The 16,170-nt window shown below is 37.4% G+C and carries 15 protein-coding genes; 5 read left to right on the top strand and 10 right to left on the bottom strand.

The annotated features are described in order from the left end of the window. Positions 1-212: 212 nt before the first annotated feature. From M2R48_RS01225 to M2R48_RS01210, 4 genes are all read right to left on the bottom strand, one after another. The gene (locus M2R48_RS01225) at positions 213-632 is read right to left on the bottom strand and encodes a PH domain-containing protein (RefSeq protein WP_262084840.1); all 420 of its coding nucleotides are present in this window, start codon (positions 630-632) and stop codon (positions 213-215) included. A 135-nt stretch (positions 633-767) separates the two neighbouring features. Beyond that, positions 768-1,391: a PH domain-containing protein gene (locus M2R48_RS01220; protein ID WP_004718435.1), complete on the bottom strand. Its 624-nt coding sequence runs from the start codon at positions 1,389-1,391 to the stop codon at positions 768-770. A gap of 110 nt (positions 1,392-1,501) precedes the next feature. Continuing rightward, a complete protein-coding gene (gene lpxO, locus M2R48_RS01215) occupies positions 1,502-2,446 on the bottom strand; it encodes a lipid A hydroxylase LpxO (RefSeq protein WP_262084839.1) in 945 nt (314 codons plus the stop codon). Between the two features lie 225 nt (positions 2,447-2,671). Next, positions 2,672-3,664, bottom strand: a complete 993-nt coding sequence (locus M2R48_RS01210) for a hypothetical protein (RefSeq protein ID WP_262084838.1) — start codon at positions 3,662-3,664, stop codon at positions 2,672-2,674. Between the two features lie 432 nt (positions 3,665-4,096). Here M2R48_RS01210 and fadB point away from each other — a divergent pair, with 432 nt between their 5' ends. Continuing rightward, complete coding sequence (gene fadB, locus M2R48_RS01205; RefSeq protein ID WP_004818537.1) at positions 4,097-6,250, top strand: fatty acid oxidation complex subunit alpha FadB; 2,154 nt, start codon at positions 4,097-4,099, stop codon at positions 6,248-6,250. A gap of 12 nt (positions 6,251-6,262) precedes the next feature. Next, a complete protein-coding gene (gene fadA / locus M2R48_RS01200; protein ID WP_004718442.1) occupies positions 6,263-7,435 on the top strand; it encodes an acetyl-CoA C-acyltransferase FadA in 1,173 nt (390 codons plus the stop codon). Positions 7,436-7,733: 298 nt separating this feature from the next. On the opposite strand, the gene M2R48_RS01195 is transcribed toward fadA, so the two are convergent. Continuing rightward, positions 7,734-8,243 carry a hypothetical protein gene (locus M2R48_RS01195; RefSeq protein WP_262084837.1) on the bottom strand — a complete coding sequence of 170 codons (510 nt, stop codon included), beginning with the start codon at positions 8,241-8,243 and terminating at the stop codon, positions 7,734-7,736. A 240-nt stretch (positions 8,244-8,483) separates the two neighbouring features. On the opposite strand from M2R48_RS01195, the gene M2R48_RS01190 reads away from it, so the two are divergent. After that, positions 8,484-8,849 (top strand): MerR family transcriptional regulator, encoded by a 366-nt coding sequence (locus M2R48_RS01190; RefSeq protein WP_262084836.1) that lies wholly within the window; start codon positions 8,484-8,486, stop codon positions 8,847-8,849. A 12-nt stretch (positions 8,850-8,861) separates the two neighbouring features. On the opposite strand, the gene M2R48_RS01185 is transcribed toward M2R48_RS01190, so the two are convergent. Continuing rightward, complete coding sequence (locus M2R48_RS01185) at positions 8,862-9,710, bottom strand: DKNYY domain-containing protein (protein ID WP_262084835.1); 849 nt, start codon at positions 9,708-9,710, stop codon at positions 8,862-8,864. A 17-nt stretch (positions 9,711-9,727) separates the two neighbouring features. After that, positions 9,728-10,477 carry a hypothetical protein gene (locus M2R48_RS01180; RefSeq protein WP_004818529.1) on the bottom strand — a complete coding sequence of 250 codons (750 nt, stop codon included), beginning with the start codon at positions 10,475-10,477 and terminating at the stop codon, positions 9,728-9,730. 192 nt (positions 10,478-10,669) lie between these two features. Here M2R48_RS01180 and M2R48_RS01175 point away from each other — a divergent pair, with 192 nt between their 5' ends. Further along, complete coding sequence (locus M2R48_RS01175) at positions 10,670-11,371, top strand: DsbA family protein (RefSeq protein WP_004818526.1); 702 nt, start codon at positions 10,670-10,672, stop codon at positions 11,369-11,371. Between the two features lie 718 nt (positions 11,372-12,089). Further along, positions 12,090-13,235 (top strand): hypothetical protein, encoded by a 1,146-nt coding sequence (locus M2R48_RS01170; protein WP_262084834.1) that lies wholly within the window; start codon positions 12,090-12,092, stop codon positions 13,233-13,235. A gap of 81 nt (positions 13,236-13,316) precedes the next feature. Here the strand turns inward: M2R48_RS01170 and M2R48_RS01165 are convergent, their stop codons facing one another. The 3 genes from M2R48_RS01165 to M2R48_RS01155 form a co-directional block, all read right to left on the bottom strand. Then, positions 13,317-13,658 carry a hypothetical protein gene (locus M2R48_RS01165; RefSeq protein WP_151802247.1) on the bottom strand — a complete coding sequence of 114 codons (342 nt, stop codon included), beginning with the start codon at positions 13,656-13,658 and terminating at the stop codon, positions 13,317-13,319. Between the two features lie 129 nt (positions 13,659-13,787). After that, positions 13,788-15,719 (bottom strand): molecular chaperone HtpG, encoded by a 1,932-nt coding sequence (htpG, locus tag M2R48_RS01160; protein ID WP_262084833.1) that lies wholly within the window; start codon positions 15,717-15,719, stop codon positions 13,788-13,790. Positions 15,720-15,811: 92 nt separating this feature from the next. Further along, positions 15,812-16,153, bottom strand: a complete 342-nt coding sequence (locus M2R48_RS01155; protein WP_004818519.1) for a lysozyme inhibitor LprI family protein — start codon at positions 16,151-16,153, stop codon at positions 15,812-15,814. Positions 16,154-16,170 lie beyond the last annotated feature (17 nt).

Here is a 16,170-nt window from a genome sequence, read left to right as displayed (position 1 = left end):
GTTGATTATTAAAGTAAATTTTACGAGATTCTCGTCTTCGTTAAGCCTTATACTTTAGGCTGCTTTTATAAATATTTTAAAACCATAAAACATAAAAGCCCTCTCATCTCAATCTTCTTCCAAAACGAGAAGGCACTTTCAATACCCGTATAATTCACGTCTTATGATGATTCTAAAAGATTTATCACAAACGATCGCTATTCTCTATTTATTTAAATCTGAGTACGAGCGACTTCTACTGCCTGACGGAAGGCCTGTTGATCTCTTGGAGAAACCAAGACCTGTTTGATTTTTCCATCTTTCATATATTCGATTTTCAAACGATCTAGAGATAAGGCAGGTGATGAAATCGAATTATTGGTTTTACTGATGTTTTGAATATTTGCCAATGGGATATGCCATTTTAAAAATAGACTATGAATAATCAATGCTTCATTTTCAATGATATAGCGTGTATTGAAAACTGGCCACCAAATCACAGCAATAGTTAAAATATACACCGCTGTATGCTCAGGATATTCAACCATAGTGCCTTTTGCATACATGGTATAAAGTAATTGAATCAGTAGACCTGTCATTGCGATTAAAAAGCCTAAAATCCACCAATCAATTTTAGTATGAAATTTTTGCATCACGCTCTTCAAAGTTTTCCCATACAAAATATTATTCTATCTGAATTTTGAGTTAAATATGACTATAAAATCATCAATTTACATAATAAAAAACGCTCTTTCGAGCGTTTTAATTTTTGACTAAATGTCTAAGCATCAATTTTTTAAATAGCGATCAAAAATTTCAGAAAAATCATAATTCTCAATCTGTCGAATGCGCTGGTTGGCATAATCTTCAACTTGTTGCGCAGTCTGATTGATGATTTCAGGTAAATTTAAAATTGCCTGTTCACTAAGCTCTCGTAAGTTAAACATTTTCTGCACATTGTCAGTGCTTTGTAATAGCACATTACGTTTACGATTGATCTCTTTGCAGGTTTCACCAATGGTAAATAATGCTTTATAGAGATCGCGAATTTTCTCAATTTGCTTTTTATCAATATCGATAGAGAAGTGTTGTTCGCCTAACTGGAACTTGATTTCAGCATCTAAATCCACGGTACCAGCAGTTTCTAAAAGTACATTTTTAATTGGGTTGTGCTTATATAAGTAGCGATACAGCATACGTTTTTTACTGATCGCACTTTTACCGTCTAGGTGCATAAAAGCCACATTGGTAAAGCAATATTCATCTGTTTTGCTTTTGATGACAAAGAAAATTTTCTCGTTATCTTCATGAAAAATATAATCATCAATATCTGTTTTATTGAAATCATGCGGCTCAATAATTGTCCCAATATCACTCATACCCATCATTTCTGAGGCTAAATTTTTAAACATTTTGTGTTTTCCAGCGCTTTTATAAATTATGAAAGTAAATTAAAAAAATCGAGCGTTAAACTCAAGTCAAAATTTGTTATTAAAAAAAACGCCCTGACGGGCGCTTTAAATCAAATCATCTTTTCGAAAAATGCGATAATCTGTGACATATATGGTCGAATAAAAATCAGGAAGAAAATCCCTAACATCAAGAACCACTTCAAAAAGTAATACAACTGACGATTGGTTTTTTTCAAGGCTTTGGCTTTAATGCGGATTTGATACACATAACCAAAAACTTTGTTTAACCCGCCTGTTTGATCCCCTACTTCATTTGGAGAACTGGCAGCAGTCATCACTTTTTTACCGAACCAGTGATTAAAGCGCTGCATAAATCTTGTTTTTAGTGGGCGTTCTACATCAGCAAAGAAGATAATACGATTTTGGTCCGTGGTATTTTCAGCATAATGAATATAGGTTTCATCAAAAACCACGCTTTCACCATCTCGCCATGAATAACGTTGACCATCTACATCAATAAAGCAACGATCATCATTTGGCGTAATGAGCCCCAAGTGATAACGCAATGAACCTGCATAAGGATCACGATGGCGCACTAATCGACTATCAGGTGCAAGCTCTGTAAACATTGCTGCCTTGATACTTGGCAAAGTTTTCAGCAATTCAGTTGTTTTTGGGCAAAGTTCTGCTGCTGAAGGATGTGCTGAGTCATACCATTTTAGGTAAAACCGTTTCCAACCTGTTTTAAAAAATGAATTAAATCCTAAGTCATCATATGTACTTGAAGCCTTAATTCCACCTTTGGCATATAACGCTTGTGCCTCTTCACGAATCATTTCCCAGTTTTCATCTAACACCTTTAAATCTTTAAAATGTTGTGTGTCGATATACGGCTGATTCGGCACGTTTGAAAACATGTACATGAGAAAGTTAATTGGTGCGAGTATCGTTGAATGGTCAAAAAATTGACGATAAAACGAATGTCGCACTTTACCGCGATTTTGGATATACAAAGCAGAAATCACAAAAATCGCCAATATGATCCATTTAATCATACAGCACTCTTTTCATTAATCAGGTTAATCAAGCAACATGTGCTGATAGAGTTTTAAATCTCAAAAAGGGAGAATGTTTCTACAAATTATAACAAATCTATAAATCAAAAAGCCACAACGACCTAATTATATGTTTTTATTGATTATTATTATAAATAAACCAAATTTGTAGAAGTGCCTACAAATTTGGTTAAAGTTTTATTGACAGACTTCTCAGCTATTTTCTTAATTATTCCAATCAATCAGTCTTAGAGAAGCCAAAGTTGATGCAGCTTTCGAATTATATACAGCACACCCTTTCTTGAGTTGTTCAATATTTAACTTTGCTGTTCTTGTTTGTTTATCTGTTGTGGCTAGTCCGAGCAATTTCTCCCATTGTCTTATTTCTTTGGCATTCGTCCATTCAATTTCACTATCGTAATCAGCTAAATATGTTTTATTCTGATATTTAACTGCAACATAATCATCATTAGCTGCACCAGTATCAGTTTCATAAACAGTCGTCCACGGAATATTCTGCCAACTGCCGCTTGAATAACGATAGGTTACGCCCAATGGTTTAAGTTGTTGATTTAAAAAATCAACATAGTCCGAACTTGTTTCTTTAAAATCTTCAAATGTCTGATTAAATTCATTATCTGTCTTAAAGCTAAAATAGTCTTGGTTGTTCTTTCGAGAGGTAAAACGATAGCAGTTACTCCCCTGTGGAAAACGATCATTACCGTACGAAGCCAACAATTTTCGTGCTTCAGAATAACTATTTTCACTATCGAAACCTAAACTACGATAGCCTGGTAAAACCGTATCAAAAATATTTTTTCCTGAAATATCAACTTTTTCTAATTTAAGATCAGTTTTAACATTACCAATTAAGGTTGAGGTCCATGAGGTCATAGAATTCAATACTACTGTATTCACAGCAATTTCACGCGGAGTATACAATTTGTTGGCTGTTAATATATATTCACCTAGAAACTTGTTAGCTTCAGAATTCTTAAATTGTTTATTGAATATTTCAAAATATTCCATAGTCAAATTATCAGAGCCATCATCTAATTCATAGTCAACAAAGTAATAGCGTGTTCCATTATCCAAACTGTCTTGTGTTGTTGAAGTATTGGAATTATCTGATGAAGAGTCACCACCTCCTCCGCATCCAATCAAAGAGAGTGATAAAAAAATAGCTGTAAATGCGAGTTTTTTGTTTTGTGTAGTCATAACAGGTTCTTTTTGTGATTAAATACCAACCAAATATTACATATATAATACAAAACATTCAATAGATTATAAAGATTTTCTAAACAAATAATTAAATTTCACACCAATTGACCTAAATGACAAAAAAAATGAATCACTATGGATGGCTATTCTTATTCATTTTTGTAAAGAAATGCACAAAGGAATTTACATTAAATAAATAAATTTCAAATATTTATGCAAAAAACCTATAAAAATCTTAAAATTTAAAAGCTTAATTTAATCTTCTACTCAAAAAAAATTGATGACCCTTGCGTCACGGCTTGATACAACTTGTTAGGTTATTTTTAGATATAGTTATCGTAAGATTAGTGAAGTCGAAATGTGTGCGGGAATTGCATACACACTTCAAAACATCAACTTAAGAAGTCCTCCAAAAAAGGAGATCAGGGCATGATCCACGCTGGCAATGCCATTACCGTCCAATTGCTTTCGGACGGAATTGCAGAATTCCGCTTTGACTTACAAGGTGAGTCGGTTAACAAATTCAACCGTGCAACGATTGAAGACTTTAAAGCTGCTATTGAAGCTGTAAAAAATAACAGTGAAGTGAAAGGTCTCATCGTTACCTCTGGTAAATCAACATTTATCGTTGGTGCAGACATCACTGAGTTTGGTGAAAATTTTAAGCAAGGTGAAAGTGCAATTGTAGAATGGGCAATGCCTGTTCACGAGATTTTTAACGCTTTTGAAGATCTAGAGATTCCTAAAGTTGCTGCGATCAATGGTATTGCATTGGGCGGCGGTTTTGAAATGTGTTTGGTATGTGACTACCGCGTAATGTCAAATGCTGCAACAGTGGGCTTACCAGAAGTTAAACTGGGTATCATTCCTGGTTTCGGTGGTACTGTTCGTCTAAGCCGTTTGATTGGTATTGACAATGCGGTTGAGTGGATCGCGACTTCAGCAAACAAACGTCCAGATGCTGCGCTGAAAGACGGTGCTGTAGATGCAGTTGTTGCGGCTGACAAACTCCAAGAAGCGGCGATTGATCTTGTTAAACAAGCAATCTCTGGTCGTTTAGATTGGAAAGCAAAACGTCAAGAAAAATTAGAGCCTGTTAAATTAGACATGCTTGAACAAATGATGGCATTTAACTCATCTAAAGGTGTAGTCCTTGCGAAAGCAAATCCTGCTCAATACCCTGCACCAAAACTTCTTCTTGATTCACTTCAAGCTGGTGTAAGCCAAAAACGTGATGAAGCGTTAAAAATTGAAGCTGAAGCATTTGCTAAAGCTGCGATTACACCACAAGCAGGTGCATTGATCGGTTTATTCATCAATGACCAAGTTGTGAAAAAAGCCTCTAAAAAACATGAGAAAGGTGCTCACCCTGTTAACCAAGCAGCTGTTTTAGGTGCGGGTATTATGGGTGGCGGTATTGCTTACCAAGCGGCAAGCAAAGGCACACCAATCATCATGAAGGACATCGGTAACCCACAGCTTGCTTTGGGTATGTCTGAAGCGAATGGTTTGTTGACTAAACAAGTTGAACGTAAAAAGATGACACCTGCAAAAATGGGTGAAACACTTGCACGTATCCGTCCTACTTTAAGCTATGACGAGTTTAAAGAAGTTGACATCGTGATTGAAGCAGTCACAGAGAATCCTAAAATCAAGGAAGCTGTGTTACGTGATACAGAAGCAAAAGTTCGTGAAAATACGATCATTGCTTCAAATACCTCTACGATTTCAATCACGCGTCTTGCAAATGCATTGACTCGTCCTGAAAACTTCGTGGGTATGCACTTCTTTAACCCAGTTCACATGATGCCTTTGGTTGAAGTGATCCGTGGTGAGAAAACATCTGAAGAAGCAATTGCGACAACTGTTGTTCTTGCTCAGAAAATGGGTAAAACACCAATCGTTGTAAACGACTGCCCTGGCTTCCTTGTAAACCGTGTATTGTTCCCTTACTTTGGTGCGTTTGACCTTCTGCTTAAAGATGGCGCAGACTTCCAACAAGTTGACAAAGTCATGGAAAAATTCGGCTGGCCTATGGGACCTGCTTATTTGATCGACGTTGTGGGTATCGACACTGGTGTGCATGGTGCTGAAGTTATGGCTGAAGGTTTCCCAGACCGCATGAAGCCTGACTATAAAGGCGCGATCGAAATCATGTACGAAAACAAACGCCTTGGTCAAAAAAATGACATCGGTTTCTACAAATACGAGCTTGATCGTAAAGGTAAGAAAGCGAAATCTATTGATCCAACTGCGTATGAGCTTGTTGCAACGATGGCAACAACTGAAAAGCACGAGTTTGATGCTCAAGAAATTATTGACCGTATGATGCTCGCGTTCTGTAACGAGACTGTTCGTTGCTTAGAGGACAACATTGTTTCTACTGCTTCTGAAGCAGATATGGCAATGATCATGGGTGTAGGTTTCCCTCCATTCCGTGGTGGTCCAGCGCGTTACATCGACCAAACAGGTGTTGCTGAATATGTTGCGCTTTGCGACAAATATGCACACTTAGGTAAGGCTTATGAAGCGCCACAAATGTTGCGTGACATGGCTGCAAACAACAAAAAATTCTACGGTTAAGGAGCAACGTGAATGGCTACTTTAAATCCACGTGACGTTGTCATCGTTGATGGCGTACGTTCTGCAATGGGTAAAACCAAAAACGGTATGTTCCGCAATGTACGTGCTGACAGCTTATCTGCTGAATTGGTTCGTGCTTTAGTTGCTCGTAACCAGTTTGATGTCAATGAAGTTGAAGATTTGATCTGGGGTTGTGTTAACCAAACCCTAGAACAAGGTATGAACATTGGCCGTAACATCGTGTTATTGGCTGACTTACCTAAGACTGTTGGTGGTCAAACTGTAAACCGCCTCTGTGGTTCTTCTATGCAGTCAATCCATACTGCTGCGGCGCAAATTGCAACCAACCAAGGTGATGTATTCATCATCGGTGGTGTAGAGCACATGGGTCACGTTGGTATGATGCACGGCATCGACCTTAACCCAGAAGCATCTAAGCATTATGCGAAAGCCTCTAACATGATGGGCTTAACTGCTGAAATGTTAGGTCGTATGAACGGCATTAGTCGTGACGAACAAGATGCGTTTGGTGTTGAATCTCATCGTCGCGCTTGGGCTGCAACTCAGGAAGGTCGTTTCAAAAACGAAATCGTGGGTGTTGAAGGTCATGATGCCAATGGCTTCAAAATCCTTTGCGACATCGACGAAGTCATTCGTCCAGATGCAAACCTTGAAGCATTCAAAGCGTTACGTCCTGTATTTGACCCTAAAGGTGGTACTGTAACTGCTGCGACTTCTTCTGCATTGTCTGATGGTGCATCAGCAATGTTGTTGATGTCTGCTGAACGTGCTCAAGCTTTAGGTCTTAAGCCACGTGCTGTGATTCGCTCAATGGCGATTGCAGGTTGTGATGCTGCGATCATGGGTTATGGTCCTGTTCCTGCAACACAGAAAGCGCTTAAACGTGCTGGCTTAACGATGGAAGACATCCAAACCATCGAGTTAAACGAAGCATTTGCTGCTCAAGGTCTTTCTGTAATGAAAGGCTTGAACATCTATGACAAGCAAGACAAGATCAACTTAAACGGCGGTGCGATTGCATTGGGTCACCCATTGGGTTGTTCTGGTGCGCGTATCACCACGACATTGTTGAACGTGATGGAACAACAAGATACTCAAATCGGTCTGGCAACAATGTGTATTGGTCTTGGTCAAGGTATCGCGACAATTATCGAACGTGTTTAATTCTTAATTAAATACCAAGATATAAAATCCCCGCTTAATGCGGGGATTTTTATTAAAAGTGATCCAACTTTCCCTAAAAGACTATATTCATTTTGAGATTTTTATAGATCATTTTACTTTTACTCACTTGATCTGCTGCAGACAATTTAGAAACCAAGCTGTAACTGTGGTCGTTGAATTGTTCTCGCTATTATTTGCATTGCATTCACTAAGTTTAACTTTTAGGACAGAACACAAGATACAAAAAAACCAATCAACAGATTGGCTTAATAAAATAATGAAAATTTTAAATAACGAATCACTTAGGCAGAGCACTTTGCCACTTGTCACCTAACAGAAAATTCAAACGATCTGTATCAATATTCAGTTTAAACGTTCCATTACGCACAGCCTCTAAGGCTTTCTCACGATTCATCCCCATCGAAAGTGGTTCCATCATGGTAAACAAACCTGATGTAGGATCAGAGGACTGTAAACCAGCAGCCACAGCCAAAACGTACTCTCTGAGTAATGGTGAAGAAATTTGATTTATATTCGGTTCAGAGGCTTTGGGCTGCATATCAAGCACAGCAAAATTATCGCCTATCACATAATTTTGGATCTCATTCTCTTTTTTAATGATCTGATGCTGTAACACTTTACGTACATCCTTATCTTCTTGATAAGGAACAACACCTACAGCTTCTTGACGCAGTTCAGAATCCGCCATCACTTTAATGGTAGGCAATGAGGCAACTTCTTCTGCCTGTACAGTGGGTAACCAAACAGAAAGAGCCGTTGCAAGTATCGAAACTTTGATAAAGTTCATACATTTCACCTAAAAAATAAATCATCCTATACATTCAATAAAATGATTCAATACATTTAATATTGTCTATTAAATAGGCTATAACAAATTATAGCGAGATTCACTAAAGCTCAGATAAACGGTAAATACTGTTAAAATTCTAAAATAAAGATTGAATGGGTTTTACTCATTCAACAGCTTGAATAGAGCCACCGATAAATTTTTTCCAACTGATCCATTTCAGTTTATAAGAGGTCTATTATGAATCTTGCTAAAGTTGCTGAGATAACTCAAGTCAGCCCGCGTATGCTCCGTTATTACGAAGAGCTAGGATTAATTCGTCCGCAACGAACAGCGAATCACTATCGAGATTATAATCAAGCAAACATCGAGGATATTCAAAAAATTAAAGTTCTCAATGATGCCGGCATGCATTTAAAAGACATTAAATTATTATTGCCATGTTTCGATTTGGCTGAGGAAAAACTTACCTTATGCCCAGTTGCCAAAGAGACATTAGAAATGGAGTTAGAACATATTTCAGAAAAATTAGTCAAACTCAAAAAATCTCAAAGCCTATTAACATCTTTTTTAGTGCAAGGAAAAGTTGAAGAAACCAAGCGCTAATCGAGATCAACCTCATTGAAGCGCTTTGACCCGCTCTTTTTCTTCACTATTCATATCTTTCCAAGCTTTTCGATCATTCCAAAACCAATAGCCATTTTTATCCTGTGCAACACATCCCGCATCAGATTTGGTTTTAAAACTTGCATAATCTGCATCCTCAAGTTTGCCAAAACGTTCTTCATAAATATGATGTTTGTCTTTTGCATAGCAATCTCCGAGCAGTTCAAAACTACTGGCATCTGCACCCTCTAAAACAGAAAAACTGCCCCCATCCAGCATGCTAAAGTAACGATAAACATGCCGTTTATCTTTATACAAATTAGAAGGGTTTAACTGCTTAAAGCTCGCTAAATCTATAGTGTCATTCAAAGAAGGCCCATCTTCACCACCAAAACCCAAATGTCGATAAAAACGCTCACCCATAATCGACAGGCTTTTGCTGGGCAAAACATGTTCAGATAGAAATATGCTACAACGATTTGCATAAGGAAACTTTAACGCCAATTCCCGTTGAGGATTGATATATAAATTGTCCCGCACAAGGCTCCATTGCTGTTTTTCTTGCTCAGCATTTAAAGCCGCTCGCTTTTCCTCCACGACACATTGGTCATACTCAATTTGTTCAGCACATAAAATAGGGGCTAAGCCTAAAAAATGCTTCCATCCATAAACCTTTTTATCAGTATCGACATCCAGAATGGAGTCTCGGTCAATTTGATAAATACCAAAATGATAACGATATAAAGCAACGCTTTTACAATCCTGCTGAACGAGAATTGGCGTCTGGTAGACATAGCCAATTCCACCCAGCAATAGCAGTATAGATATTGCAAAAAACAGCGATACTTTTATATTTTTCATTTATTTACTTCTAAAATTTACAAGGCTTCTTCTAATACTTCCGCATTTTGCTCTTTTTTCTGATTGATTTGGCTATTCAATTTCAGTACATCCTGAAACAACTGGTTAAACTGTTTCACTTGAGCATCTTCCTTAAACAAAATTTGATTGCCTTGCTTCTGCCACTCATATTTTTTTAACAGATCAAACATGGTTTCAGCTTTACCTAAAATTTGTAGCTCATTTAAGATTAAGGTATTTTCAGGGTCAAGTTCAGCATTCTGTTCGAGCTTATCCTGTAATGGTTTTTTGAGGTCCTTGCGCAAATCTATTTTTTTTAATTCGTTTAAAGCCTCAATTTTATTTTGTCTATTTTTTTGCTGATATTGCTGCATCGCTTGTCGTACAGTCACCAACATCTGTGTTGTTTCGACATAGTTCTGTTTACGGTCAGCATCCAAACGATTTACATCTAAAAAATGATCCCATTTGGCCGCTGCGAGCTGATTTAAATAAGTGTTTCGTGTATCAATATTCTTGGCCCAATATTTGAGTAAAAATTCGGACAAGGTTTTGTAATCACCTTTGAGCCGATTATCATGAATATCAATATTTACTGGTTTAGAGCGGTCTTGAGCTTGTTCAGAAAGTTGCCGCATTTTTTCAGTCATCACCAAATCAAATGCTTGGCGATTGGCTTCTTCATTCTTTACTGAAGTATGGTCATAGTAGAAAAATCCAATAACAGCCAGAAAAATGATACCGAAAACAATCAAAAGTCGACGCATACCAAGCTCCGAACATCCTTATAGATTACTTAGAATATCCTAAGCGACTCTTTTTTGTATATTAATTATGCAAAATAACAATAAATAACCTTTGCTGAATAAGCTTAAAATGGGCATCACTTAAAAGTTTCACTTTAAATTTATGCAAACAAACCCCATCATAATCCAGAATTAGATTGTTAGAGATTTCCCATGCGCGTAGATATTTGGTCAGATGTGGTTTGTCCTTTTTGCTATATCGGTAAAAAACGTTTAGAAGCTGCTGCTGAACAAGCAGGTATTGAGCTTGAAGTCCATTGGCACAGTTTTGAACTTGATCCTGAAGCACCTACGCGTCAAGAAGTATCAAACTCTGAACGTCTTGCGCAAAAATATGGACGTAGCATCCCTGAAGTTGAAGATATGCAACGTAATATTGCAGCAATGGCGAAAGAAGAAGGCATTCAATTTAACTGGGAAAATGCCAACTCAGGAAATACCTTTAATGCCCATCGTATCATTCACCTTGCACAAAGTAAGGGTTTAGGCTCAGAAGCAGAAGAAGCTTTTTTCTATAGCTATATGACCCAAGGTTTACCAATTGGTGAGCGTGAAACAATTGAAGATGTCGCATCTCGTATTGGTTTAAATCCAATAGAAGTTGATGATGTTCTAGACTCTGAAGAATATGCTGACTTTGTAAAATTCGATGAACAAGTTGCTCATGAACAATTAAAAGTAACAGGTGTACCATTCTTTGTCTTTGATCAACGTGTGGCTTTAGCGGGTGCTCAACCACGTGAAGTCTTTGTACAAGTATTAGAAAAAGCCCTTGAAACTGCAAATGATGCTGAAATCGAACAACAGGATGGCCCTGTTTGTGCTGATGAGTCTTGTGAAGTTCCCAACAAATAAACTCAGACAATGAAGAAATTCCTTGAAGGAATTTCTTCATTGTTCAATCACTATCATAATATTTAAGAAAATGGCTAAAAAACCAACGTAAATAGATCATAAAAATATATTGAATGATTTCTATGCCTTATTTTTAATGGGCCATTTTTTAAAATTTTACGTGCCATTTTTGCAATACAGCGTTGCAGAAAAGGAACTATTCATCACCTTTTTCTTAGACTAAGATCTGTAAATATTTTTCGTTCCCACGAAATTCATGCGCTGTAGTTTCTTTTTTTAATTTTCTTATTTTTAAGACACAACACCTCCATTTTTGGAGGTGTTTTTGTTAATCCCATAATAAAATCAGCCTTGAGGATAAAATTAAAGTTATCCACAACGGCGTATAGTTTTTCTTCATTCTCGTTTTCAAACCAGCATGGCAGTTATTCAAAATTGCTGATCTATTCTTGGATAAGTGTAGATTTTGTCTTCAAAGAATTTTTAGCTTAAAAGCTTTACTACAATTGAGCTTTGTATAATAAAAGCACTTATCTATTCAAAAACAGCTTAAGTCATGCTTTGATTCGCGATATCGCTAATAGAATACGCTTCATTTTAAATAAATTTATGTTTTTTGTACTTAAAATAGCGATTTCATTGAAATTCAGTGTTTTTTTAAGGCATAGTTATACTGAAAATTAAAAACTGAATGACTCAAAGTTTAAGAAGTGGGCATATGAATAAAATATCAATCTTCTCAAAACTACCTTATGTCTTAATATTAGGCGGTTTTTTTGGGAACGCTGCATTTGCAGAAGTAAATAGCAGTCTTGAAGCGAATGCTAAAACGGGGAAAGTTGATCAGCAACCTTCTTTAGCCACCACCAAAGAAAATGAGATGGGCTTGCTCAACTATATACCAAAAATTGTTGACTCAACACCGACCATTTTCCCAGAACAATCTAATCAGGTTATTGTTCCTCCAACAGATGCAACAGAAGATCAAACTTGGGCCGACAAAAAGCAGAAAAAGATTAGCAATTGGGCAGATCGTACAGCCAATAAAATGGACAACTGGTTTGGAAAAACTGATCCAGCACATCCAGCATCAGCAACGTTGCGGATCATTGTTGATAATCAATGGAACAAACATGATGGTTATGATGTCAATCCTCGTATTCGAGGAAAAGTAAAATTACCCACACTTGAAAACCGTTTAAGTGTGGTGTTTGGTGATGATTCATTAGATGATGAAATTTCCAATAATATCGCGATCAATAATAATCATGCTGATGGCGATCCAGATAAACGCGTGGATGGTAAACAAATCCGTGATGATAACAGCTCGATTGCTTTACGTTGGTCACAGCTTTCTAAACGCTTACCTTTTGACTTAGATGCAGACCTTGGTATTCGTTCAGGCGATGATATTTATGCACGTTTAAAGGCCCAAAAGGATTGGAAACTGGGGAATGATTTTACTTTTCACGCGGAACAAATTTATCGCTATGGCATCGACAGTGAAAACTACTTGAGAACCAACTTAGAGCTAACCCATGCTCGCCCCAATCAGCCCTTTATTTCTAACCAATTCTATGTGACGTATGCAGATGAACAAGACGATGATTTAACTTGGGATAACCGTACTTATCGTCAACATCAGTTCTTTAAAAACAATCGCTTTAACTACGGTATCTATACTGGTGGTTATTATAATAATAATGACCTTAAGCTCAACAGTTGGGGGCCTTTCGTGTCTTGGCGACAACCTGTTTGGCGTGAATGGTTTTACGTACAAGGCGATTTAAATTATTTTAATGATCGTCGTGAAGATCGTAGCCATTTCCCAAGTGCTTTGGTCCGTTTAGAAGCGTTATTTTAAACATCAGATGAATCTTTAAGCTGAACTGTGGATAAGTTTCGACTTATCCACTGATGTTGATAAAACGCCTGCCACATCCTTTTAATTCAATGAGGCAATTGAAAACAATTCAAAAGTAAAACTATAAGCGGGACCAAAGTCGCTAGAATTTGGCATATACATTGTTTCGTAAGTCATTCGCCCAATCGCCCTAACTTCTTTATCAACTAAAGCATCGTCTATTTTAAGACTTGGATGTACTGCTATCGGTAACGCCATTCCCCCTTTCCCATCGCTAGCTGCAAGTTCATACTTCTGACCATTTTTTTTCAATATACCAATCACAGCAGCCTGTGTGTTTTGTCGTAAGAACATGGCGTTATGTACTGAAAGATCTGTGGTATTTGCATTGCGCTTTTCAACAGGTGGCAGTTCATATGCCATCACTACTGTTGTAGCTAAACTGAGCAATACAGAACAGCCTATACATTGAATTCTTTTAAATTTATTCATTTAATCTTATTGATAAAAAAGCCTATCTTTAAGATAGGCTCTGTGAAAACAAATGACGACTTATTTAAGCAATAAATTGTTAATACGTTTTACATATTCCGCAGGATCATCAGGTAAACCACCCTCAGCAATTACAGCCTGATCAAAGATTACATTGGCTAAATCATCAAACTGGGCTGAACCTTCCAATTTTTTCACTAAAGGATGTTCTGGGTTAATTTCCAGAATTGGTTTAGATTCAGGTACAGCCTGACCCGCTTGTTTTAACATACGAATCAATTGCGGCGAAAGCTCACCATCGCTGGTTACTAGACATGCTGGTGAGTCCACCAAACGCGTTGTCACGCGTACTTCTTTGGTCTTAGCTTTTAATGAATCAGAGAGTTTTTCAACCACAGGTTTAAACTGTTCTGCGGCAGCTTCAAGTGCTTTTTTCTCTTCCGCATCTTGTAAATCACCAAGATCAACTGCACCCTTTGCGACATTTTGCATAGGTGTGCCATCAAAGTCATGCACAAACTCCATCGCCCATTCATCAACACGGTCTGCCATAAGCAAAACTTCAATGTCTTTTTTACGGAACAATTCGAGTTGTGGTGAGTTTTTCGCAGCCGCTAAGCTATCGGCGGTCACATAATAGATGGCTTTTTGCCCTTCTTTCATGCGTGCTTTATACGCTTCCAATGATGTTGATACTTCATCATTGTTCGAAGTAGAGAAGCGTAAAAGTTTTAGAATACGTTCACGATTACCAAAGTCTTCACCTAAACCTTCCTTGATTACTGAACCAAATTCAGCATAGAAGGTTTTAAATTTGTCTTGGTCAGCTTGATCTTCTGATTTTGCTAAAGCATCCAATGTTGTCAATACACGACGTGCATTTCCTTCACGGATGGTTTTCACATCACGGCTTTCTTGTAAAATCTCACGGCTTACGTTAAGCGGCAGATCAGCACTATCCACCACACCTTGTACAAAACGTAGATAATTTGGAATCAGATTGTCTGCATCATCCATAATAAATACACGTTTTACATAAAGTTTAATGCCTGCTTTAGCTTCACGTGTGAAAATATTACTTGGTGCTTTACTTGGAATATAAAGCAATTGGGTATATTCAGTACTGCCTTCAACTCGGTTATGTGCCCAAGCCAATGGTGCATCAAAGTCATGAGTTAAATTCTTATAGAATTCTACATACTGCTCTTCAGTAATTTCGCCTTTGCTACGTGTCCACAAAGCACTTGCTGAGTTAATCGCTTCCCATTCATCTGTTTTAACATAATGACCTGGTTTTTTCTCTTCACCTTCAGCAGCTTCTTCTTCCTGCCAAACTTCCTTCTGCATTTCGATAGGTAAGCTGATATGGTCAGAGTATTTATTGATAATTTGTTTAACTTTATAAGATTCTAAATAATCCAGCGCATCATCACGCAAATGCAAAATAATCGACGTTCCACGTGAAGCCTTCTCAATTTGTTCAACTTCAAAGTCACCCGTACCGCCACTGATCCAACGTACACCTTCTGATGCATCTAAACCTGCCCGACGAGATTCAACGGTAATTTTATCAGCAACGATAAAACCAGAATAAAAACCTACACCAAACTGACCAATCAATTGCGCATCTGCTTTTTGATCACCAGATAACTTTGACATAAAGTCTTTGGTGCCCGATTTAGCAATCGTCCCTAAGTTATCAATTGCTTCTTGTTGGCTTAAACCAATACCATTGTCTGAGATGGTGATTGTTTTGGCATCTTTATCTAAGCTTACACGAACATGTAAGTCTGGATCATTCTCATAATATTCAGGATGGTTAATTCCTTCAAAACGTAACTTATCACATGCATCTGAAGCATTTGAAATCAGCTCGCGTAGGAAAATTTCAGGGTTAGAATAAAGTGAATGCGTCACTAAATGTAAAAGCTGAGCCACTTCTGCTTGAAAGCTATGCTTTTTTGAACTGTGTTGTACGTTCTGTTCACTCATAAAATCACTCCGTAAATTCATAACGCTTTTTTATTGAATGCATTAGAAATGGAGTGGTTTAAGCATATTTCAATAGGCAAATTTAATTTTTTTTAAAATGGGCCTTGTTGATAAACTCGATTCATATAAATCTCTAGTTTTTGCTGACGCATCTGATACGCATCGGTTAAACAGCGTAGATTGTCCTGACATTGATTGCGCAGTTGTAACCATTTCACTTGCTGATCCTGTATCACACCCCGTGTTCCCATCGGAACGAGTTTACGGATAATGGTATAGGTGGTCGCCATTTTGACATCTGCATCGTTTAAACTGCGATGCTCACAAATGGCATGTTCGCTTTTGGTTTGAGCATGCTCACAATTAAAACTTGCAGCATTGGCTATAGTGCTGCTACTTAACCCTACAAATATTATAAAAATTAAATTTTTCATATCATGTCAAAGTCTTA

The organism is Acinetobacter sp. I-MWF (assembly GCF_025433935.1).
Taxonomy (GTDB): Bacteria; Pseudomonadota; Gammaproteobacteria; order Pseudomonadales; family Moraxellaceae; genus Acinetobacter; species Acinetobacter guillouiae.
This window is presented reverse-complemented; position numbering and strand designations above follow the sequence as displayed.